The sequence below is a fragment of the Nocardia aurantiaca genome (assembly GCF_009708175.1).
GTDB classification, from domain to species: domain Bacteria; phylum Actinomycetota; class Actinomycetes; order Mycobacteriales; family Mycobacteriaceae; genus Nocardia; species Nocardia aurantiaca.
The window spans coordinates 726,065-745,974 of the sequence record NZ_WMBB01000001.1; the positions used below are offsets into that span (position 1 = coordinate 726,065).

The following is a 19,910-nucleotide window of genomic DNA, read 5'->3' on the forward strand; positions in this document are numbered from 1 at the left end:
CTGAGTGCCGCACAAGTTGGCGATGCTGGGCAACCAGCGGCGATCCCCCCGACGACCAGGAGAGAACCCCATGGCGGGCAACCCCGATTTCAACTTGTTCCAGCTCGAGGACTTCCACCATGAGCTGCGCGAGGCCATCCGCGGCCTGTCCGAGAAGGAGATCGCCCCCTACGCGAAGGATGTGGACGGCAACGCCCGCTTCCCCGAGGAGGCGCTGACCGCTCTCAACGCGGCCGGCTTCAATGCCGTGCACGTGCCGGAGGCCTACGGCGGCCAGGGCGCGGACTCGGTCGCCACCTGCATCGTGATCGAGGAAGTGGCCCGCGTGTGCGGTTCCTCCTCGCTCATCCCGGCCGTCAACAAGCTGGGCACCATGGGCCTGATCCTGAACGGCTCCGAGGAGCTCAAGCACAAGGTGCTCTCCGACATCGTCGCGGGCAAGATGGCCTCCTACGCCCTGTCCGAGCGTGAGGCCGGCTCCGACGCCGCCTCCATGCGCACCCGTGCGCGCCAGGACGGCGACGGCTGGATCATCAACGGCTCCAAGTGCTGGATCACCAACGGCGGCAAGTCCGACTGGTACACCGTCATGGCCGTCACCGACGCCGACAAGGGCGCCAACGGCATCTCCTCCTTCATGGTCCACAAGGACGATGAGGGCTTCGTGGTCGGCCCGCTGGAGCACAAGCTGGGCATCAAGGGTTCCCCGACCGCCGAGCTGTACTTCGAGAACTGCAAGGTTCCCGGCGACCGCATCGTCGGCGAGCCCGGCACCGGTTTCAAGACCGCCCTGCAGACCCTGGACCACACCCGCCCGACCATCGGCGCGCAGGCCGTCGGCATCGCCCAGGGTGCCCTGGACGCCGCGATCGCCTACACCAAGGACCGCAAGCAGTTCGGCAAGGCCATCGCCGACTTCCAGAACACCCAGTTCATGCTGGCCGACATGGCCATGAAGATCGAGGCCGCCCGGCTCATGGTCTACACCTCGGCCGCCCGCGCCGAGCGCGGTGAGAAGAACCTCGGCTTCATCTCCGCCGCCGCCAAGTGCTTCGCCTCCGACGTGGCCATGGAGGTCACCACCAACGCCGTCCAGCTCTTCGGCGGCGCCGGCTACACCACCGACTTCCCGGTCGAGCGCATGATGCGCGACGCCAAGATCACCCAGATCTACGAGGGCACCAACCAGATCCAGCGCCTGGTCATGTCCCGCCAGATCCTCCGCTGAGGTTTTCGGCGAGTTCGTAAGTCCCGGAGGCGGTTCCGAGTTTCGACTCGGGGCCGCCTCCGGTCGTTGGCGGGGCTGGTACCCCTGGGCCGGGAGGCTGCTCAGCGGGCCGCCGATCACCGGAATGGAGCTGGCGCTCGGTGAGCCGGTTGGAATCGGCGTGGCGTGATGCCATGCCGAGTCCCGCGCCGAATCTTTTCGGTAGCTGAAGAATCGCTCTGGGGTGTGGTTCGCCGCCGATGTGCGGCAGGGCCGTTCGCTGGAGCTTCTCTTCGCGGCTTCCTCGGGTAAAGCGCGGGTTCGAGGACTGTTCGGGTGGGCATGCTGGGGGCACTATGGACCCATGGCCGGAGTCGAAATCAACGACACCTTCGTCCGGCGCACACTGGCCGACGGACGGGTGGAAGAGGTCGCGTGGACGGAACTGGCAGAGGTGCGGATCATCACCGCGGCGGACGGGCCGTTCGCCGGGGATGTGTTCTTCGTGTTGATCGGGGCGACCGGTAAGGGGTGTGTGGTGCCGTACTCGGCCGCCGACACCGTATTCCTGGCCAAGCTGCAATCACTGCCGGGGTTCGATGACGCGAAGGTGGGCGAGGCGATGGTCGGTAGCGCCGACCGGCATTTCCGGGTCTGGCAGCGTCGGCACGATCGCGCGAATTAGGCCACCAGGTCGGCGTATTCGGGGTGTTCGCCGATGTACTTCTCGACGTACCAGCAGGTCGGAATGATCGAGAAGCCTTCCGCGCGCGCGTCGTTCAGCGCGAACTCCACCACCTGCGCGGCCACGCCGCGGCCGCGGAACTCGGGAAAGGTGAGGGTGTGCTGGATGTCGCGGACCTTGGTGTCACCGTCCACCCGCTCCGCGTAGTCGGCGTAGCCCGCGAGAGTGCCGTCCAGGTAGACCTCGTAGCGGGTCGCGTCGGCGTTGTGTTCCAGCTTGGTGCTCATGACCGATGTGAACTCACCTGTGGTACGGATTGTTCCTGAACGGGTCCGGGGGCTCCACCATCCGACCGCCGCGCAAGCGGAGCCCGGTTACAGAACCGCGCCCGGATTCAGTATTCCGTGCGGATCCAGCGCGTTCTTGATCCGGCGAGTGAGCGCCATGACGTCGGGGCCGAGCTGGTCGGGTAGCCACAGCTTCTTCAGGCGGCCCACGCCGTGCTCGCCGGTGATGGTGCCGCCGAGGCCGATGGCCAGGTCCATGATCTCGCCGAACGCGAGATGCGCACGCTCGGATTCATCCGGGTCGGCGGGGTCGTGGACGATCAGCGGATGGGTGTTGCCGTCACCCGCGTGCGCGATAACGGAGATGAGGACGCGCCGGTGCGCGGCGATCTCGGCGATGCCGGTGACCAGGTCGCCGAGCCGGGGGAGCGGCACGCCCACGTCCTCGAGCAGTAGTGGACCCTTGCGTTCCACGGCCGGGATGGCGAATCGTCGTGCGGCGCAGAATGCTTCGCCCTCGTCCGGATCATCGGTGCGGAAAGCCTCCGTCGCCCCGGCCTTTTCGCAGGCGGCCAGCATGATGTCTGCCTCTCGCCCGGCATGCTCGCCCGGTGCGTCGGATCGCGCCACCAGCAGCGCCGCCGCGTTTCGGTCGAGGCCCATGCGCAGCTCGTCCTCGACGGCATTGATCGCCACCGAATCCATGAATTCCAGCATGGAGGGCCGCAATTGGCCGGTGATGGCCAGGATCGCATCGGTGGCCGCGGTGAGCGTGGCGAAGGTGGCGACCACGGTGGACTGCGGCGGCTGCGCGGGCAGCAGCCGCAGGGTCAGCTCGGTGATGATTCCCAGTGTCCCTTCGCTGCCCACGAACAGCTTGGTCAGCGACAGCCCCGCCGAATCCTTGAGCCGCGGCCCGCCCAGCCGCACCGCGGTCCCGTCGGCCAGTACCACCTCCATGCCGAGCACGTAATCGGTGGTGACGCCGTATTTCACGCAGCACAGCCCACCCGCGTTGGTGGCCGCGTTCCCGCCGATGGAGCAGATCTCGAACGAGGATGGATCCGGCGGGTACCACAGCCCTTGGTCGGCGACGGCCCGCTTGACCTCGGCGTTCAACAGTCCCGGCTGCACCACCGCCGTCCGCGTCACGGTGTCGACGCTGATCTCGCGCATCTTCTCGGTGCTCAGCGTCAGCGTGCCGTGTTGCGCGGTGGCCCCGCCGGACAGTCCCGTCCCCGCCCCGCGCGGCACGATTGGCACCCGATGCTCATGCGCCCATCGCACGGTCGTCGCGACCTGCTCGGTTGTCAGCGGCCGCACCAGCGCGAGCGCGGTCCCGGCGTCCGGATCCAACGCCCGATCCTGCCGATAGGCGGCCAGCACATCCGGATCGGTCACCACCATGCCGGTAGGGAGCAGACCGCGCAGTGTGTCGAGATCGATGTCCACAGTCGAAAAACTACGTGCTTCGGGCCGGTTTGTCCGGAACCCCGTGCACAGAACGGGACTCCCGCACCAGGCAGGTGTGGGAGTCCCGATCGATCCCGAGCGCCGGAGCGCTCAGCGTGCGGTGGCGGCCTTCGGCAGCGCGAGCGCGGCGGCGAGCACGACCACCAGCACCGCGGCCCCGCCCAGCGCGGCCATCTCCATGGCGGTCACGTAGCCGCCGGTGCCATGATGAGCACCCAGCGCGCTGAAGAAGATCACGCCGAGAACCGTGGCGCCGATCGCGTTTCCGAATTGCTGCGAAGTGGTCAGCACCCCAGCGGCCATGCCCGCCTGCCGCGCCGGAATCCCCGACGACAGCACGGCCCCGACCACCGAAGGAATGGTCAGACCGTTGCCCGTCCCGACGATCATCATGCCCGGGACGAGCGCGAGCACGCTCACGTTATTGCCCAGGGTGAACAGCACGGCCAGCGTCAGCGCCAGTCCGGTGAGGCTGGTGAGGGTGCCCACCACCATGACCCGATTGCCGATCCGGGCCGCGACCCGCGGCGCGAGGAAGAACGAGCTGCCCGCGAAGCACAGTCCCAGCGGCGCGAAGGCCAGTCCGGCGGTGAGCGGCGAGAGCCCCAGTCCGTTCTGCAACATCAGGGTCAGGCACAGCATGAATCCCGCGAAGAAGGTCAGATAGCCGCCCGCGATCACCAGTCCGAGGCTGAATCCGCGTTCGCGCACCATGGCGGTGTCCAGGACGGGTTCGCCGCCGCGTTCGGTGAGCCGGTTCTCATAGCGCAGCGTGAGCAGCAGCACCGGGATCGACGCGAGCATGCTGACCCAGGTCCACATCGGCCAGCCCTCGGGGCGGCCCAGCGTGATCGGCACCAGAAGCAGCGCCAGCGCGGCCGAGATACCCAGTGCGCCAATCGGATCCAGTTTCGGCCGGTGGGTCAGCTCGTGCCGGGGCAGCCAACGGGCGGCCAGCGCGGCGGCGACCAGCCCGATGGGCACGTTGATGTAGAAGATGGTGCGCCAGCCCCACCCGAACAGGTCGGCGTCGAGCAGAACGCCGCCCAGCACCTGCCCCGACACCGCGCCGATGCCGATGGTCGCGCCGAAGGCGGCCATGGCCCTGGGGCGTTCGTGCGGCGGGAACAGGGTGTTGATGAGGGCCAGCATCTGCGGAACCATGAGTGCCGCGGTGCCGCCCTGCAGGACGCGGAAGGCGACCAGCGCCCAGGCATTGGGCGCGAGCCCGCACAGCAGCGAGGCGACGGTGAAGGCGAGCATGCCGATCACGAACAGCCGCCGGTGCCCGTGCAGGTCGCCGAGGCGGCCGCCGGTGATCAGGCCCGAGGCGTAGGCGAAGCCGTAGCCGCCGACGATGAGTTCGAGCGCCGACTCGCCGGCGTGCAGGTCGTGTTCCAGTGAGGAGGCGGCGACATTGACGACGAACCAGTCGAACATCGCCATGAACATGGCACTGAGGATGACGGGCAGGGCGCGCCAGCGGGCGGCGAACTCGAGGGGGCCGGGCGCGACGGGAGCCGTTGCGGCGGTCCGGTTTTCGAGGGTGGTCACGTCGTTCTCCCGAACGTGAAGAGGATGGGGAGGCGTTTGGCGCGTCGTTGCGCCGGAAGCTCGAGTCTTGTAACTAACCGGTTGGTTACAGATATTCCACCCGGCTTCCGCATCTTGTCAACCAGTTGGTTGGTTACCATCGAAGCCATGGCAGGCATCAGGGATCCCGAAGCCACGAAGGCGCGCATCTTCGAGGCCGCGACCGCGGAATTCGCGCAGTACGGGATCGCCGGCGCCCGGGTGGACCGCATCGCCCGCAATGCCAGGGCCAACAAGCAGCTCATCTACGCCTACTTCGGCGATAAGGAGAGACTCTTCCACCAGGTCCTGGAAGAGACCATGCTGGCCGTGGCCGGCTCGGTGACCACCGATATCGAGGACCTCGACACCTGGATCGATCAGCACATCGACTACCACCGCGACCATCCCGAATTGCTGCGCCTGCTGCAGTGGGAGGCGCTGGAACTGGGCCGGGAGAACGCCTCGGCGGGCGAATTGCGCTGCGGCCGTTACCTGGAGAAGCGCGAGAAGATCGAGATCGCGCAGGGCAAGGGCCTGATGCGCGCCGACATGCCGTCCGGCCAGGTGCTCATGGCGCTCATGTCGATGATCAACTATCCGCTGGCGGTGCCGCAGGTCAACGCGTTCACCCTGGGCGCGGACGCCGATCCGGAGGAACAGCGCGCCTGGATCAAGGACGCCATCCGCCGCGTCGTCGCGCCGGACCCCGGTTCCGGATCGGGAGCGGATGCCGGGGCGTGACCGGTCGTCCCCGCGCAGTACACTGCCGCGGTGTCCGATGCCAAGCTAGAGATTCAAATGCTGCACGACCGTGTCATGGTCAAGCTCAACCAGGATGCGGGCGAGCGGCGCAGCAGCGGTGGCATTCTCATTCCCGCCACCGCCCAGGTGGCCAAGCGCCTGTCGTGGGGTGAGGTCTGCGGCGTGGGTTCCCATGTCCGCGCGGTCGGCGTCGGCGACCAGGTGCTCTTCAGCGCCGAGGACCAGTTCGAGGTGGAGATTCAAGCGCAGGCGTATTACGTACTGCGCGAACGCGATCTGCACGCGGTCGCCAACACCCACCCCGAACACGGCACCGGCCTGTACCTTTAACGCTCGCCGAGCCTATCGCTCGAAGACCAACGGCCCGCATCCTTTTCGAGACGCGGGCCGTTCCCGTACCGGGTCGATCAGACCGTTTTCACGATGCCGCCATCGATGATGTAGTCCGCGCCGGTGATATTGCGGGCCTTCTCCGACACCAGGAAGGCGACCAGCGCCGCGATCTCGTCGGCCTCGGAGATCCGGCCCGAGGCGATGCCGAACTGCGCGGGAATGGATGCCAGGAAGTCTTCCTGCGCAACGCCGCTCGCGGCGGCCAGTGCCGCTCCCAGGCTGTCGGGTCCGCGCCAGATGTCGGTGCCGACCGGACCCGGCGACACGGTGTTCACGCGCACACCTTGCGAGCCGAACTCCTCGCTGAGCCGCTTGCCGAACGCGGTGAGCGCGGCCTTGGCCTCGCTGTACCCGGCCGGTCCGACCGCGGGCACACGCGAGTTGATGGAGGACACCGTGACGATGGCCCCGCGCCGCTCGACAATGCTGGGCAGCGCCGCGCGAGTGGTGGTGACCACGCCGAACAGGTTGAGGTCGAACAGCTTGCGCCACTGGTCATCCGGGATGTCGAGGAAGCTGCCCAGAGTGAGCTTGTCGGCGTCGCCTCCGCCCACATTGTTGACCAGGATGTCGATTCCGCCGAGCTCGGCCAGCGCCGTCGCGACGGCGGCGAGCGCGCCCTCGGTGGTGCTCAGATCGGCGGAAACGGTTGCCGCCGCGATCTTTTCGAGCTCGGGAGTGATAGTGCGGGCGACGCCGACCACTCGTACGCCCTCGTCGGCGAGCGCTTCGGCCACGGCCAGGCCGATGCCCCGGCTGGCGCCGGTGACGAGTGCGGTCTTGCCGTTCAGTCCGAGATCCATGATCCGTACCTTTCTTGAACTGTGGGTCAAAAACTCAGGTAAAAGAAAAAGGCCGCGGAATGCGGCCCCGATTCGGGCGGTGATTCAGAGAGTCGCCAGTGTGGTGTCGACGATGCGGTACAGCGTCGCCGCGTCCGTGATCTTGGCTGTGACGCGAAGGCCGCCAATGGCATTCATCAGATACTCGCTGTAGGCGCGAGCATCGATCTCGGTGCGGACGTCGCCGTCGCGTTGTCCCTGTTCGATCCGCTCCGTGAGTACCTCGGTCATGTGCGCATGAGCGGCCGTCACCGCCGCGGTCGCCTCCGCGTCGTGTCCACCGAGCTCCATGGCGGTATTCACCACCATGCACCCACGCCGTACCGGCTGCGCCAGATCGCTGTCCACGACCCAGCGCATCCAGGCTCGCAGCCGCTCCCTGGTCGTCCCCGGCTGCGCCAGCACTTCGCGCGCCAGCGCCGCGCCGAGCCGGTCGTATCGCGTCATGCACAAGTCGAACAACTCCCGCTTACTGCCGAAGGCGTTGTAGAGACTGCCTTTTCCGATCCCGGTCGCTTCGGCGAGCTGTGCGGGCGAGGTATTCGCGTAGCCATGGGTCCAGAACGCCTCCATGGCGCGATCCACCACGGCGTCTTCGTCGAAATTGCGTGGCCGGCCCATGGCTCGAACTCTAGAAGTTCTTGACCTTCAGGTCAAGAACTGGGGTAGAAATCGGCCCGCGCCGGAGGGCGCGGGCCGACTGTCCTGTGCCGGGAGGCAACCCGGGGCTAGAGCGCCTTGAGTTCCTCGGTGACGGCGCCGACGGACTTCTTGGCGTCGCCGAACAGCATGGAGGTGTGGTCGGCGTAGAACAGCGGGTTGTCGATGCCGGCGAAACCGGAGTTCATCGACCGCTTGAGCACGATCACGCTCTTGGCCTGGTCGACGTTGAGCACCGGCATGCCGTAGATCGGGGACGAGGCGTCCTCGCGGGCGGCGGGGTTGGTGACGTCGTTGGCGCCGATGACCAGGGCCACGTCGGTGCGGGCGAATTCGCCGTTGATGTCGTCCATTTCCTTCATGGCGTCATAGGACACCTCGGCCTCGGCCAACAGCACGTTCATATGACCGGGCATGCGACCGGCGACGGGGTGGATGGCGTATTTGACCTCGACGCCCTTGGCCTCGAGCAGGGCCGCCATTTCCTTGACCGCGTGCTGGGCCTGGGCCACGGCCATGCCGTAACCCGGGACCACGATGACCTGGTTCGCATACGCCATCTGGATGGCGGCATCGGCGGCGGAGGTGGCCTTGGCCTGCTTCTGCTCACCGCTGCCGGACGCACCGGGAGCCGTTCCGCCGCCGCCGAATCCGCCCGCGACGATGGCGGGGATCGACCGGTTCATCGCCTTGGCCATCAGGTTGGTGAGGATGGTGCCGGACGCGCCGACGATCATGCCCGCCACGATCATGGCGGTGTTGTCCAGCGCCAGACCCGCGGCGGCCGCGGACAGACCGGTGAGGGCGTTGAGCAGGGAGATGACGACCGGCATGTCGGCGCCGCCGATGGGCAGCACCACCATCAGACCGAGGATGCCGGCCAGCACCAGCACCGCGACCATCCAGTATTGCGGCACGCCGTCATCGGTCGCGCCGATGCCGATCACCACGGCCGCGGCGATCGAGCCAGCCAGCAGCAGCAGGTTCAGCGGCTGCTGCAGCTTGCCCACGCCGATCGGCTTGCCGGGCAGGATCTCCTGCAGCTTGCCGAAGGCGATGACCGAGCCCCAGAACGAGACCGAGCCGATGATGGCCGCGAACAGCGAGGCGATCACGATGTGCACCGAGGGCTGCTCGTGCACCGCGGAAAAGCCCTTGGTGTCGAGGAATTCGGCCCAGGCGATGAGGGCCACGGTGCCACCGCCGACGCCGTTGAACGCGGCGACCAGCTGCGGCATGGCGGTCATCTTGGTGAAGCGGGCGGGCGGCACACCCAGTGCCACACCGACCACCAGGCCCGCGACGATGATGATCCAGTTGCTGGTGTCGCGGATGGCGATGAGCGTCGCGACGACCGCGATGACCATGCCGGTGGCGGCGATCCAGTTGCCGCGCACCGCGGTCTTCGGGCCGGTCAGGCCCATCAGACCATAGATGAACAGCGCGAACGCGACGATGTAGAGGATATTGACCAGATTGTCCATGGGTCAGCGGCCCGCCTTCTCTTGCGCAGCGGGCTTCTTCGCCTTGAACATGCCCAGCATGCGGTCGGTCACGACGAAACCGCCGATGACGTTCAAGGTTCCGAACACGACGGCGACGAACAGGATGATCTGCATGAGCACCGACGGGTGCTGCACTTTGCCGAATACCACCAGCGCGCCGAGCACCACGATGCCGTGAATGGCGTTGGTGCCCGACATCAGGGGCGTGTGCAGGGTGTTGGGCACCTTGGAGATGACGGCGAAGCCCACGAACCCGGACAGCACCAGGATCGCGATATTCGCCAGCAGTTGGGTGTACATCAGGCTTCCACCTTCTGAGAGCTCGGCTCGCTCCGCTCACGCGTCACGCAGGAATCCGCCAGCACCTGATCCTCGAAATCGGGTGCGAGCGCACCATCTTTCAGCATGAGTTCGAGCAGGGCGGCGATGTTCTTGGAGTACAGCTCGCTGGCGTGCTCCGGCATGGTGGCCGGCAGGTTCAGCGGCGAGGCGATGGTGACGCCGTGGCGCACAACGGTTTTCCCGGGTTCGGTCAACTCGCAGTTACCGCCGGTCTCGCCGGCCAGGTCCACGATCACGCTGCCGGGCTTCATGCCCTCCACGGCGGCGGCGGTGACCAGGCGCGGGGCCGGGCGTCCGGGCACCAGCGCGGTGGTGATGACCACGTCGAAGCCCTTGATGGCGTCTTCCAGGGCCTGCTGCTGCTGGGCCTTCTCCTCGTCGGTGAGCTCGCGGGCGTAGCCGCCCTCACCGGCGGCGTCGATGCCGAGGTCCAGCCACTGCGCGCCGACCGAGCGCACCTGGTCGGCAACCTCCGGGCGGACGTCGTAACCGGTGGTCCGGCCGCCGAGACGCTTGGCGGTGGCCAGCGCCTGCAGACCGGCGACACCCACGCCGAGCACCAGCACGGTCGCCGGTTTCACGGTGCCCGCGGCGGTGGTCAGCATCGGGAAGAAGCGGGTGGATTCCGACGCCGCGAGCAGCACGGCCTTGTAGCCGGCGACGTTCGCCTGCGACGACAGCGCGTCCATCACCTGGGCGCGGGAGATGCGCGGAATCGCTTCGACCGCAAAGGCCTGCACGCCCGCACTGCGCAGCGCACCGATCTTGTTGTCGGCATTGCGGGGCGCGAGGAATCCGATCAGCGTCTGCCCGCTCGACAGCTTGGCGACCTCGCTGTCGTTGGGCGGGGCGACCTTCACGACCACGTCGGCGCTGTACGGATCACCCAGTGTGGCACCGGCTTCGGTGTACGCCTCGTCGGGAATCAACGCGCCCAGACCGGCACCGGCCTCGACGATCACCTCGACACCCTGCTTGCGCAGGGCGGGGATGATCTTCGGCACCAATGCGACGCGTCGTTCGTCCGGGTTCGTCTCACGAACCACTCCGACGCGCGCACCGCGGGGCGCAGCGGTCTGTGCGCTCTGCGTTGTGTCCACTTGTCAAACTTCCTTCTCGTGGTGAGCCCAGGCCACCCTGTCGGTATGGGCCGCGTCACCGGTCCAACGGTGGGCCGAACTTACTCGGTAGTAAGTTCGTGAGAATTCTCGCAACTGTACCTGGTTCGCGGTGAGCGTAGCCGAGATGCCCGTCACATGGTGTGGCGAGAAAACTGGACAACTCCATGCTCGACTCGGGTTCGACAGGCGACAAGTACCGCGAATTCCGCGTGCTACCCATGGGTAGGCGTGTCGCCGATTGTGCCCACATCGGGGGCATGCAGGGGGTGTCGCACATCACTTGTACGCCGTAATGTCTGCATGGTGAGTGGCTGCATGTTCTGCCGGATCGTCGCGGGCAACGCACCCGCGACCAAGATCTTCGAGGACGACACCCTGGTGGCGTTCCTCGATATCCGGCCCATCACCCGCGGGCACACGCTGGTGATCCCCAAACTCCACGCCACCGATCTGGACGAGCTCGACCCGGCCATGGGCGCGCGGCTGTTCGCCTTCGGGCATCGCCTGGCCAAGTCCATGCGCCGCGCCGGCCTCGGCGCCGACGGCGCCAACTTGCTGATCAACGACGGCAAGGCGGCCTTCCAGACCGTCCACCACGTGCACCTGCACGTCATCCCGCGTCACCACGGCGACGTCCTGCGATTCGCCAAGGGCTTCGTGCTGCGCCGCCCGCACGACACCGAGCACACCGCCGCGGCACTGCGATCCGGACTGGACCGGCTCGCCGATGAGGAAAAGGAGACCACCACATGACCGACACGGTGCCGGACCGCGCCGAGATCACGGCCCTCTTGTCCGACCAGTGGGACGCTCTCGCCCGGCTGGTGGGCGCTCTGGACGAGAACCGCTGGCGTACGGCGTCGCCACTGCCCGGCTGGACGGTGTTCGACGTGCTCGCCCACGTGGTCGGCACCGAATCGATCTTGCTGGGCGAGCCGATTCCCGAGGTCGAGGTCTCCGGCGAGCACATTCGCAACGATATCGGCGCGCTGAACGAGAAGTGGATCGCCACGCTGCGCCCGCTCGCCGGTTCGCAGTTGCTGGAACGGTTCCTCGACGTCACCGGCCGCCGGTCGAAGGCGCTCGAACAGACCACCTCGCAGGCGTGGGCCGAACTCGTGCCGACCCCGGTGGGAATGGCCCCCTACGGCCGATTCATGCGCATCCGCCTATTCGACTGCTGGATGCATGAGCACGACATCGCCGACGCGCTCGGCGTTTCGGTCGACGAGGGCGGCAGCCGCGGCGCGACGGCATATACCGAACTGCTGACCGCCCTGGGCAAGGCCGCGGTCAAAGGCGCGGGCGCGCCGGACGGGTCGCGTATCACCTTCGAGCTCACCGGGTCGGTGCCGCGGACACTGCACGTGGCCGTCGCGGACGGCCGGGCGAGTCTGGTCGAAACCCTCGACGCCCCGGTGGGTCTCGTGGTGACCATGGACTCGGGCCTGTTCGCCCGCCTGCGCGGCGGGCGCGTCACCGCCGACGCGCACGCGGGGGAGATCACCCTCATCGGTGACACCGACCTCGGCAACCGCCTGGTCCGCAACCTGGCCTTCACCATCTGAGTTCGTGCGACTGTTCCTGTCCAGCTACCGCTTCGGCGCGCACCAGCAGCGATTGCTCGATCTGGTCGGCGTCCCGGGCCGGGTGGCCGTTATCGCCAATGCCTGCGACGCCTGGCCCTCGGCCTGGCAGGGCGCGGTCACCAGTGACCTGGTGCCCCTGCGCCGCTTGGGTTTCCAGCCCGACGTGCTGGACCTGCGCGACTACATCGGCCGCCCGGTCGAGGTCGAGCGGCGACTGCGCGAGTACCCGATGGCGTGGGTGCGCGGCGGCAATACCTTCGTGCTGCGCGCCCAATTCGCCCGCAGTGGAGCCGATCTCGCCCTGGCGACGCTCCTCGCGCAGGACGTCCTGGTCTACGCGGGCTACAGCGCGGGCGCCTGCGTCATGACCCCCGACCTGCACGGCATCGAATCCATCGACGACCCGGACGAGGTCCGTACCGCCTGCGGTGTCGAACCCCGGTGGGACGGGCTGGGTCTGGTCGATCACCGCATCGTCCCGCACCTGGATTCACCGACCGACCCCGCGGGCTTGTCTCGAAAACTGGTGCGCGAGTATGCCTCCGGGGGCGTTCCGCACTGGGCGCTGACCGACGACCATGTCGTTGTCGTCGACGGCGATCGCACCGAGTTGCTGACCTGAAGGGGGTCCGGCATGGGAGAGGCCCGCGCACGCTGTCGGCGTGCGCGGGCCTGTTCTGCCCGGCAGTCGGTCAGTAGCCCTTATGACGCAGGCCGTGGCCGAGAGCTACCGCGGCCGCACCGAAGGCGCCGACGGCCAGGGTCACGAAGCTGGCGACGTAGGCGCCCTCGGTCGGCACGGCGGCGTGCGGGCCGAGGTGCAGGACATGGGCGGTCAGGATCGAGCCTGTGACCGCGCCGGCGATCGAGCCGCCGGCGGTGCGCACCAGCGAGTTGATGCCGGAGGCGATGCCGCTCTCACTCATCGGCACGTGCTGCACGGCCAGGGTGCCCAGCGCCGCGTAGCCGATGCCGAAACCGGTGCCCTGCAGCACATTCGCCATGATCATGTCGAACTTGTGATCGTGCGAGATGGCCAGCCAGCCCATGGACAGACCGGCGAACACCGCGCCGATGGCCAGGGTGTAGGCCGGACCGATCTTGGCGGAGATGCGGCCGGTGTTGAAGGAGAAGAAGGTCATGAGCGCCGCGCTCGGAATGCCGTAGAGGCCGACCGAGAGCACGGTGCCGGACAGGCCGTAGCCGACCTTGTCCGCCGGGGTCTGAATGAAGTTGGACACCAGCGAGAACGCGCCGAACATGGAGAAGCCGAGCAGCGCGGAGGCCAGGTTGGCCGACAGTGACTGCGGGCCGACCAGCAGTTGCAGGCGCACCAGCGGCTGCTCGACCTGGAGCTCCACGAACACCCAGACGGCGGTGAGCACGGCGGCGGCCACGAACAGGGCGATGACCGAGCCGGAGCCCCAGCCCCAGCGCGGGCCCTCGCTGATACCCAGCAGCAGGCAGACCAGCAGGGCGGCCAGCAGTGCCGCGCCGACGAAGTCGGGCTTGCCGCCGTGACGGACGCCGTTGTTCTTGGCGCTCACCTGGATCAGCACGGTGGCGATCACGCCCAGGACCGCGGTCAGCCAGAAGACCGGATGCGGGTTGGTGGTGTGGTCGGCGATGACGCCGGTGGCCAGCAGACCGATGGTGCCGCCGACGCCCATGGTGCCGGAGACGATTCCGATTGCGCTGACCAGTCTTTCGCGCGGGAAGGTGTCGCGAATGATGCCGATGGCGAGCGGGATCATGGCCGAGGAGATGCCCTGCAGGGCGCGGCCGACGATGTAGACGGACAGCGAGGTGGCGAAGGCGCAGACGACCGAGCCTGCGATCAGCACCCCCATGGCGACCATCACCATGGGCTTCTTGCCGTACATATCGCCGAAGCGGGAGAGCAATGGTGTGGCAACCGCGCCGGAGAGCAGGGCGGCGGTGAAAAGCCAGGTGACGCCGGCGACATCGGTGTGCAGCTGGGTGATGAAGCGCGGCAGCAGCGGAATCACGACGGTCTGCTGCAGCGACACGACCAGACCGGCCGCGCACAGCGCGAGCAAGGTCAGGCCGAGGTGAGTCTTCGTGTGGTCTTCGGGTTTGGTCCCTTCGACCTGACCGACAGCGGTCGTTGTCATGCGGCGTTCCTTTGGTTTACTTACCAAAATTAAGTAAATGGGGTTTCGTAAGATAACCACATGCCGCGACCGGAAGCCACTCCCGCCGTTGAAGTTGATGCAGCTCACATCGTGGAACTGGAACGCGCGCTGGCCCGCGTCGCCTATCTGCTGACCAGAGTCCGCCGCCACGACCAAGCCATGGTCCAGTGCGGGCTCACCATGGATCGGGCCAGTGTGCCGTTGCTGCGCCTGCTCGCCGACGCCGACGAACCCATGCGCCTCGGCGAACTCGCCACCCGCCTCGATGTGGAGGCTCCGCACGTGAGCCGCCAGATCCAGCGCCTCGAGAAGGCGGGCTATGTCGAGCGGGTGCCCGACCCGGACGACCGCCGCGCCCAGCGGGTCCGCCCGACCGCTGCCGGTAGGCGTGCGGTCGAAGCCGTGCGGGAGGTCCTGCGCGGCTGGATGCGCGAGGCCCTCGCCGACTGGACCACCGAGGATCTCGAAGCCCTGGCCGTCCTCAACCATCGCATGGTCGACGACTTCCTGGACCACGCCGAATTCATCGGCGACCTCGGTGCGACCGTGCGGGACCGGCCGAGCCGCAGCGCCTGACCCGCCCGGCCGTTGCCACGAGTTGTCCCAGGTCCGGTGTCACCGGTCCGCGGATGCTCGGGTGGGCGCGGCGACGGCGTGAGCGCCCCAGGCGCACAACAGCATTGCCAGCAGCGGCACCGCCATCGCGGCGGTGAGCGGCAATGCCTTGTCGAGCCACCCGATGATCGCGGGACCGGCCAGCAATCCCACATATCCGAGTCCGAATACTCGCGACATATCGGTGGCGGCGGTGCCCGAGCCCAGATTTCCGGCCGCCGTGAACACCTGCGGCACCCCGCCGGACAGGCCGACGCCGCACAGCGTCCACCCCAGCAGCGTGAGCGGAAGCCGGCCGGAGGTGACGACCAGCCCGAAACCGATGGCCGCCAGCAGCGTTCCCCAGCGCACGATGGCCACCCGCCCGAACCGTCCGCTCACCCGGTCCGTCCCGAACCGGCCGAGCGTCATGGCCAGCGAGAATCCGGTGAACGCCAGCGCGGCGGTGCCCGCGTCCACCCCGAGCCGGCCCTTCACCTGCAGCGCACTCCAATCCGCCGCGACCCCCTCGGCCATCAGCAGCGCGAACGCGATCAACCCCAGCGCCAGCACCTTTCGCCCGATCCGCGGTGCGGCGTCGGCACCCGCTTCGGCGGCTATCGGCTCCGGCCGCAGGGGCCGGGGAGCGTGCGGGTGCTCGCCGCCGCCCATTCGAGCCGGGCCGGGTTGCGCGCCGGCCCGCTGGGCCATTGGATCGTCGGTGGTTCGCTCCGGGGCGAGCGCCGCGTCCGGGATGGGCTTCGCGATGGGCGCAGCGGTGTCGCGGGCAGTGGGCGCCGTCGACTGACCATCGCCGCGGATCGGGTCCGTGTCTCCGGATATCGCTGGGAAGTGCTGGGCCGGTTCGGGGCCGGGGTCGGCGGTGTGAGCGCCCGCCACGGTTGACTCCGCGTGAGGGAGGAGTCTGGGAATCGCGGCGCCGATGGTGGCCAGCCCGAAAGCGGTGGAGAGCCCGAAGGTGAGGTGGATCGGCCAGTGGGCATGCTGCGTGGCGGCGCCGAAGGCGGAGCCGAGGAAGCCGCCGCAGGAGAAGAACGCGTGGAAGGCCGACATGATGGGTCGGGCGTAGGCGCGCTCGATATGGACGGCCTGCGCGTTCATGGACACGTCGATCGCGCCGTTGGCGAAACCGAAGACGCACAAGGTCAGTCCGAGGGTTACCGGTGAGGCGGCGTAGGCCGGACCGAGCAGGGCCAGTGCCAGCAGGGTGGCGGCGGCCGCGGTCAGGGTGCGGCTGCCCAGCCGGTCCGCCAGCGGGCCGGCGGCCTGCATACCGATGATGGCACAGGCCGCCATGAGCAGGATCAGCATGCCCAGGGTGGTGGGTGACACGCTGGCGCGTCCGGTGACGGCCGGGATGTGCACGATCCAGACGGCCGAGAGCATCCCGTTGAGGCCGAATACCGCGAACAGCGCCAGGCGTGCATTACGGATCCGAGGAGCGGGCGTCGTAGCGGCCATCGGTACGACGCTACCGGGTGCGCCCGGCATCTCCACGGTTTACACAACCCTGGGCGGCTTCATCGACGCCGCGGGCCGCGGTCCGAAACATCTGCGGTACAACCCGTTTGCTCTTCAGTCCAGGAGAGGGCGCCGACACCTGGCCGGTTTGCCGGTCGTCGAACAGCGAACACGGTTGAGAACGACACGGGCATTTGCCATCGTCTTCGGTATGGATGCGTTGGCCAGCCTGCTCGAAGGACCACGCGCGCGAGCCGCCTTCGTCATGCGCTCGTCGTTCGACCCGCCCTGGTCCCTGCGCATCCGCGACGAGGCCCCGCTGACCCTGGTGGCCGTCGTGCGCGGCGGCGGCTGGGTGATCCCGGACCCCAAGGGCGGCAGCCCGACTCCGCCGCGGCAGCTGCGCACCGGCGATATCGCCATCGTGCGGGGACCCGATCACTACACCGTCGCCGACGATCCGGCCACGCCGCCGCAGGTCCTCATCGAACCCGGCAATGTCACCACCACCATGGATGGCGAAGTGCTGTGCGAGGCACTGAGTTTGGGCGTGCGCAGCTGGGGCACGAGCGCCGACGCGGAGACCGTGCTGGTCACCGGCACCTACGAGCACGAGTCCGCGGCCGGCCGCCGGCTGCTGCGCGCATTGCCGCCCATCGCGGTGCTGGGCCGCGGCGAAATCGATTCCCGGGTGCTGGATCTGCTGGTCGACGAGGCCGCCAAGGACCTGCCCGCCCAGGGCGCCATGCTGGACCGACTATTGGATCTGCTGCTCATCGCCGCCCTGCGCGCCTGGTTCTCCCGCTCCGACGCCCCCGCCTGGTATCACGCCTATGGCGACCCGCTGGTCGGCAAGGCCCTGCGCCTCATGCAGCACAATCCGGCGCATCCGTGGACGGTCGCCTCGCTGGCCGCCGAGGTCGGCGTCTCCCGGGCCGCGCTGGCCCGCCGCTTCACTGAACTGGTGGATGAGCCGCCCATGGCCTTCCTCACCGACTGGCGGCTGGCCCTGGCCGCGGATCTGCTGCACGAATCCGACGCCACTCTGGAATCCATCGCCCGCCGGGTCGGCTACGGCAGCGCTTTCGCCCTGTCCACCGCTTTCAAACGGCACTACGGCATCAGCCCCCGGGACCACCGCGCCACCCCTGACGAACGCTCCGCCTGACCGCCACACACAGTGCCGGCGGGCAGAGCGGCTAAGGTTCGTCTTTCGGCATGCCCCCTACTCGAAGTTCGCGGCCGTCTCGATTCTGGACCGACCGGAGCGGAGGAGCGGAGGGAGGGAAGAATCGAGACTTCGGGGCCGCGAATCCGCCCGGAGCGAAGCGGAGGGCAAAATGACACAGCCACAGCCATACCCGGTGCTCTGGCCGGTGCCGACACGGTGGGCCGACAACGACCACTACGGTCACGTCAACAACGTGACGTACTACTCGTACTTCGACACGGCCGTGAACGCGTGGCTGATCAGCGCCACCGGCACCGATATCCGGAACCTGCACGCCATCGGCGTGGTGGCGCAGACCTCATGCAAGTTCCTGGGCTCGATCAGCTTCCCGGACATGCTGCAGGTGGGCATCCGGATCGCGCGACTGGGCAATTCCAGCATCAATTACGAGCTCGCCATCTTCCGCGACGCCGGACAGAGCCTGGAACTGGTCGCCACCGGCACCTTCACCCACGTCTACGTCGACGAGCAGACCCGCAAGCCGGTGCCGATCCCGGCGGTCATCCGCGCGGCCGCCGAGCCGCTGGTGGTCGCCGAGGCAACCGGGAGCTAGCCGCGACCGAGGTCTAGACCCGGCCGAGCAGGGTCAGCGGATCCTCCAGCAGCGTCGCGACGTTCGCCAGGAAGCGCGAGCCCTGCTCACCGTCGATCATGCGGTGGTCGAAGCTGAGCCCCAGGCTGGTCACCCAGCGCACGGCCAGTTCGTCGCGGTGCACCCACGGGCGCTTGCGGATGGAACCCAGGCACAGGATGGCGGCCTCGCCCGGATTCACCAGCGGCACACCGGTATCCACGCCGAAGACGCCGACATTGGTGATGGTGAAGGTCCCGCCCGTCAGGGCGGCGGGCGTGGCGGTGCCGGCCCGCGCCGTGGCGGCCACCCCGGCGATCTCCAGGCACAGGTCGCGCAGCGTGAACTCCTGCGCCTCCTTGAGATTCGGCACCAGCAGCCCGCGCTCGGTGGCGACCGCGATGCCCAGGTTCACGTAGTGCTTGGTGACGATCTCCTGATTGGCCTCGTCCCAGGCCGAATTGATCTGCGGGAACTCGGTGAGCGCCGCCAGCGCGGCGCGCGCGACCAGCGCCAGCGGGGTGAGGGTCAGGCCGGTGAAGCTGGGGGTGGACCGCAGATGCTCCAGCAGCTCCATGGACGCGGTGAAATCCGCGGTCACGAACGCGCTGGCCTGCGGAATGTGCTGGGCGCTGGACACCATGGCAGCGGCGGTGCGCTTGCGGATTCCGCTGATGGGCGTTCGGGTTTCGCGCTCGGCCGGGGTGATGCGACCCCCTGCCGCCGGGTGCATGGGCGGCACCTCGGGCGCGGGATGCGGTGGCGGGGTGTGGATCGGAATGTGGCCCGTGCCAAGGGCTTCCGGCCGCATGCCGTGCAGGTCCTCCACGGTGACCGCGCCCTGCGGCCCGGTACCGATCACCGCCGCCAGATCGATGCCGATCTCGCGGGCCAGTTTCCGGGCGGCGGGTGTGGCGGCGGGCCGTCCGGCCGGCGCCGAATTGCCGAGCCCCTCGGTGCCGTCGGAGCCCATGGCTCGGGGACTCGGAAAGGTCTTCTTATCAGTCATTTTCGCGGCGGTGGCCCGGGCCGCGCGGCGGGACACCGGCTCGCTGTCGGGGCCGTAGCCGACCAGTACGGACTGCCGGTCGGCCGGTGCCTCGGCGCCGGTGGTCGTCTCCTGCCCGGCGCTCGTCTCCGCGGCCGTGCTCGCCCGCGCCGCCACCCCGATTCGGATGAGCGGCGCGCCGACCGGCACGGTGTCGCCCGGTTCCGCCAGCAGGTCCAGCACCGTGCCCGCGTACGGGCTGGGCAGCGCCACCTGCGCCTTGGCCGTCTCGACCTCCGCGACGACCTGGTTCAGAGCTACCGTGTCGCCGACCGCGACCGACCACGACACCAATTCCGCGTCGGCCAATCCCTCGCCGAGATCGGGCAAACGGAATTCCATGACCTGCTGCTGATCTTCCACCGGGCTTCCTCCGTGGCGTAACCG

21 protein-coding genes are annotated in these 19,910 nt (G+C 68.3%); 10 read left to right on the forward strand and 11 right to left on the reverse strand.

Annotated elements, in window-relative coordinates; all coding sequences use genetic code 11:
• Positions 1-70 precede the first annotated feature (70 nt).
• A complete protein-coding gene (locus tag GLP40_RS03070) occupies positions 71-1,228 on the forward strand; it encodes an acyl-CoA dehydrogenase (protein WP_154786212.1) in 1,158 nt (385 codons plus the stop codon).
• A 343-nt stretch (positions 1,229-1,571) separates the two neighbouring features.
• Entirely contained in the window at positions 1,572-1,892 is a 321-nt protein-coding gene (locus GLP40_RS03075) for a hypothetical protein (protein WP_154786213.1), read from the forward strand.
• Here GLP40_RS03075 and GLP40_RS03080 read toward each other — a convergent pair.
• From GLP40_RS03080 to GLP40_RS03090, 3 genes are all read right to left on the reverse strand, one after another.
• Positions 1,889-2,179: a GNAT family N-acetyltransferase gene (locus tag GLP40_RS03080; RefSeq protein ID WP_154786214.1), complete on the reverse strand. Its 291-nt coding sequence runs from the start codon at positions 2,177-2,179 to the stop codon at positions 1,889-1,891. The two genes, GLP40_RS03075 and GLP40_RS03080, sit on opposite strands and share 4 nt — an antisense overlap.
• 87 nt (positions 2,180-2,266) lie before the next feature.
• Positions 2,267-3,586 (reverse strand): FAD-binding oxidoreductase, encoded by a 1,320-nt coding sequence (locus tag GLP40_RS03085; RefSeq protein WP_154786400.1) that lies wholly within the window; start codon positions 3,584-3,586, stop codon positions 2,267-2,269.
• A gap of 156 nt (positions 3,587-3,742) precedes the next feature.
• Positions 3,743-5,206 (reverse strand): MFS transporter, encoded by a 1,464-nt coding sequence (locus tag GLP40_RS03090; RefSeq protein WP_328289602.1) that lies wholly within the window; start codon positions 5,204-5,206, stop codon positions 3,743-3,745.
• 147 nt (positions 5,207-5,353) lie between these two features.
• Between GLP40_RS03090 and GLP40_RS03095 the strand changes: the two genes are divergently transcribed.
• Together GLP40_RS03095 and GLP40_RS03100 are read left to right on the forward strand one after the other, a co-directional pair.
• Positions 5,354-5,968, forward strand: coding sequence for a TetR/AcrR family transcriptional regulator (locus GLP40_RS03095; RefSeq protein WP_154786215.1), 615 nt, complete (start codon positions 5,354-5,356; stop codon positions 5,966-5,968).
• A gap of 30 nt (positions 5,969-5,998) precedes the next feature.
• Entirely contained in the window at positions 5,999-6,319 is a 321-nt protein-coding gene (locus GLP40_RS03100; protein WP_328289603.1) for a GroES family chaperonin, read from the forward strand.
• A 77-nt stretch (positions 6,320-6,396) separates the two neighbouring features.
• On the opposite strand, the gene GLP40_RS03105 is transcribed toward GLP40_RS03100, so the two are convergent.
• The 5 genes from GLP40_RS03105 to GLP40_RS03125 form a co-directional block, all read right to left on the reverse strand.
• Entirely contained in the window at positions 6,397-7,185 is a 789-nt protein-coding gene (locus GLP40_RS03105) for an SDR family oxidoreductase (RefSeq protein ID WP_154786216.1), read from the reverse strand.
• Positions 7,186-7,269: 84 nt separating this feature from the next.
• Positions 7,270-7,845, reverse strand: a complete 576-nt coding sequence (locus GLP40_RS03110; RefSeq protein ID WP_154786217.1) for a TetR/AcrR family transcriptional regulator — start codon at positions 7,843-7,845, stop codon at positions 7,270-7,272.
• Between the two features lie 107 nt (positions 7,846-7,952).
• On the reverse strand, positions 7,953-9,368 hold the full coding sequence (locus tag GLP40_RS03115) for an NAD(P)(+) transhydrogenase (Re/Si-specific) subunit beta (RefSeq protein WP_154786218.1): 1,416 nt from the start codon (positions 9,366-9,368) through the stop codon (positions 7,953-7,955).
• 3 nt (positions 9,369-9,371) lie between these two features.
• Positions 9,372-9,689, reverse strand: coding sequence for an NAD(P) transhydrogenase subunit alpha (locus GLP40_RS03120; protein ID WP_154786219.1), 318 nt, complete (start codon positions 9,687-9,689; stop codon positions 9,372-9,374).
• Positions 9,689-10,831 (reverse strand): Re/Si-specific NAD(P)(+) transhydrogenase subunit alpha, encoded by a 1,143-nt coding sequence (locus GLP40_RS03125; protein ID WP_328289604.1) that lies wholly within the window; start codon positions 10,829-10,831, stop codon positions 9,689-9,691. Before GLP40_RS03125 ends, GLP40_RS03120 begins: the two co-directional genes overlap by 1 nt.
• Before the next feature lie 324 nt (positions 10,832-11,155).
• Between GLP40_RS03125 and GLP40_RS03130 the strand changes: the two genes are divergently transcribed.
• From GLP40_RS03130 to GLP40_RS03140, 3 genes are read left to right on the forward strand one after another with little or no spacing between them, the layout of a single operon-like run.
• Entirely contained in the window at positions 11,156-11,605 is a 450-nt protein-coding gene (locus tag GLP40_RS03130; protein ID WP_328289605.1) for an HIT family protein, read from the forward strand.
• Positions 11,602-12,420 carry a maleylpyruvate isomerase family mycothiol-dependent enzyme gene (locus GLP40_RS03135; protein WP_154786220.1) on the forward strand — a complete coding sequence of 273 codons (819 nt, stop codon included), beginning with the start codon at positions 11,602-11,604 and terminating at the stop codon, positions 12,418-12,420. The genes GLP40_RS03130 and GLP40_RS03135 overlap by 4 nt, the downstream gene beginning before the upstream one ends.
• A gap of 4 nt (positions 12,421-12,424) precedes the next feature.
• Complete coding sequence (locus GLP40_RS03140) at positions 12,425-13,063, forward strand: Type 1 glutamine amidotransferase-like domain-containing protein (RefSeq protein WP_328289606.1); 639 nt, start codon at positions 12,425-12,427, stop codon at positions 13,061-13,063.
• Positions 13,064-13,133: 70 nt separating this feature from the next.
• Here GLP40_RS03140 and GLP40_RS03145 read toward each other — a convergent pair whose 3' ends face one another.
• On the reverse strand, positions 13,134-14,576 hold the full coding sequence (locus GLP40_RS03145) for an MFS transporter (protein ID WP_154786221.1): 1,443 nt from the start codon (positions 14,574-14,576) through the stop codon (positions 13,134-13,136).
• 60 nt (positions 14,577-14,636) lie between these two features.
• Here GLP40_RS03145 and GLP40_RS03150 point away from each other — a divergent pair, with 60 nt between their 5' ends.
• Positions 14,637-15,173: a MarR family winged helix-turn-helix transcriptional regulator gene (locus tag GLP40_RS03150; RefSeq protein WP_154786222.1), complete on the forward strand. Its 537-nt coding sequence runs from the start codon at positions 14,637-14,639 to the stop codon at positions 15,171-15,173.
• A gap of 39 nt (positions 15,174-15,212) precedes the next feature.
• On the opposite strand, the gene GLP40_RS03155 is transcribed toward GLP40_RS03150, so the two are convergent.
• The gene (locus tag GLP40_RS03155; protein WP_154786223.1) at positions 15,213-16,673 is read right to left on the reverse strand and encodes an MFS transporter; all 1,461 of its coding nucleotides are present in this window, start codon (positions 16,671-16,673) and stop codon (positions 15,213-15,215) included.
• A gap of 211 nt (positions 16,674-16,884) precedes the next feature.
• Here GLP40_RS03155 and GLP40_RS03160 point away from each other — a divergent pair, with 211 nt between their 5' ends.
• Entirely contained in the window at positions 16,885-17,841 is a 957-nt protein-coding gene (locus GLP40_RS03160) for an AraC family transcriptional regulator (RefSeq protein WP_154786224.1), read from the forward strand.
• A 172-nt stretch (positions 17,842-18,013) separates the two neighbouring features.
• Positions 18,014-18,457, forward strand: a complete 444-nt coding sequence (locus tag GLP40_RS03165) for an acyl-CoA thioesterase (RefSeq protein WP_154786225.1) — start codon at positions 18,014-18,016, stop codon at positions 18,455-18,457.
• 13 nt (positions 18,458-18,470) lie between these two features.
• Here GLP40_RS03165 and GLP40_RS03170 read toward each other — a convergent pair whose 3' ends face one another.
• Positions 18,471-19,865, reverse strand: a complete 1,395-nt coding sequence (locus GLP40_RS03170) for a dihydrolipoamide acetyltransferase family protein (RefSeq protein ID WP_154786404.1) — start codon at positions 19,863-19,865, stop codon at positions 18,471-18,473.
• Between the last annotated feature and the right edge of the window lie 45 nt (positions 19,866-19,910).

Coding starts and splice junctions, on each gene's coding strand:
- GLP40_RS03080 (WP_154786214.1), bottom strand. CDS start 2,179: ATGAGCACCAAGCTGGAACACAACGCCGACGCGACCCGCTACGAGGTC.
- GLP40_RS03105 (WP_154786216.1), bottom strand. CDS start 7,185: ATGGATCTCGGACTGAACGGCAAGACCGCACTCGTCACCGGCGCCAGC.
- GLP40_RS03170 (WP_154786404.1), bottom strand. CDS start 19,865: ATGGAATTCCGTTTGCCCGATCTCGGCGAGGGATTGGCCGACGCGGAA.
- GLP40_RS03075 (WP_154786213.1), top strand. CDS start 1,572: ATGGCCGGAGTCGAAATCAACGACACCTTCGTCCGGCGCACACTGGCC.
- GLP40_RS03110 (WP_154786217.1), bottom strand. CDS start 7,845: ATGGGCCGGCCACGCAATTTCGACGAAGACGCCGTGGTGGATCGCGCC.
- GLP40_RS03155 (WP_154786223.1), bottom strand. CDS start 16,673: ATGGCCGCTACGACGCCCGCTCCTCGGATCCGTAATGCACGCCTGGCG.
- GLP40_RS03095 (WP_154786215.1), top strand. CDS start 5,354: ATGGCAGGCATCAGGGATCCCGAAGCCACGAAGGCGCGCATCTTCGAG.
- GLP40_RS03085 (WP_154786400.1), bottom strand. CDS start 3,586: ATGGTGGTGACCGATCCGGATGTGCTGGCCGCCTATCGGCAGGATCGG.
- GLP40_RS03150 (WP_154786222.1), top strand. CDS start 14,637: ATGCCGCGACCGGAAGCCACTCCCGCCGTTGAAGTTGATGCAGCTCAC.
- GLP40_RS03135 (WP_154786220.1), top strand. CDS start 11,602: ATGACCGACACGGTGCCGGACCGCGCCGAGATCACGGCCCTCTTGTCC.
- GLP40_RS03070 (WP_154786212.1), top strand. CDS start 71: ATGGCGGGCAACCCCGATTTCAACTTGTTCCAGCTCGAGGACTTCCAC.
- GLP40_RS03145 (WP_154786221.1), bottom strand. CDS start 14,576: ATGACAACGACCGCTGTCGGTCAGGTCGAAGGGACCAAACCCGAAGAC.
- GLP40_RS03120 (WP_154786219.1), bottom strand. CDS start 9,689: ATGTACACCCAACTGCTGGCGAATATCGCGATCCTGGTGCTGTCCGGG.
- GLP40_RS03160 (WP_154786224.1), top strand. CDS start 16,885: ATGGATGCGTTGGCCAGCCTGCTCGAAGGACCACGCGCGCGAGCCGCC.
- GLP40_RS03115 (WP_154786218.1), bottom strand. CDS start 9,368: ATGGACAATCTGGTCAATATCCTCTACATCGTCGCGTTCGCGCTGTTC.
- GLP40_RS03165 (WP_154786225.1), top strand. CDS start 18,014: ATGACACAGCCACAGCCATACCCGGTGCTCTGGCCGGTGCCGACACGG.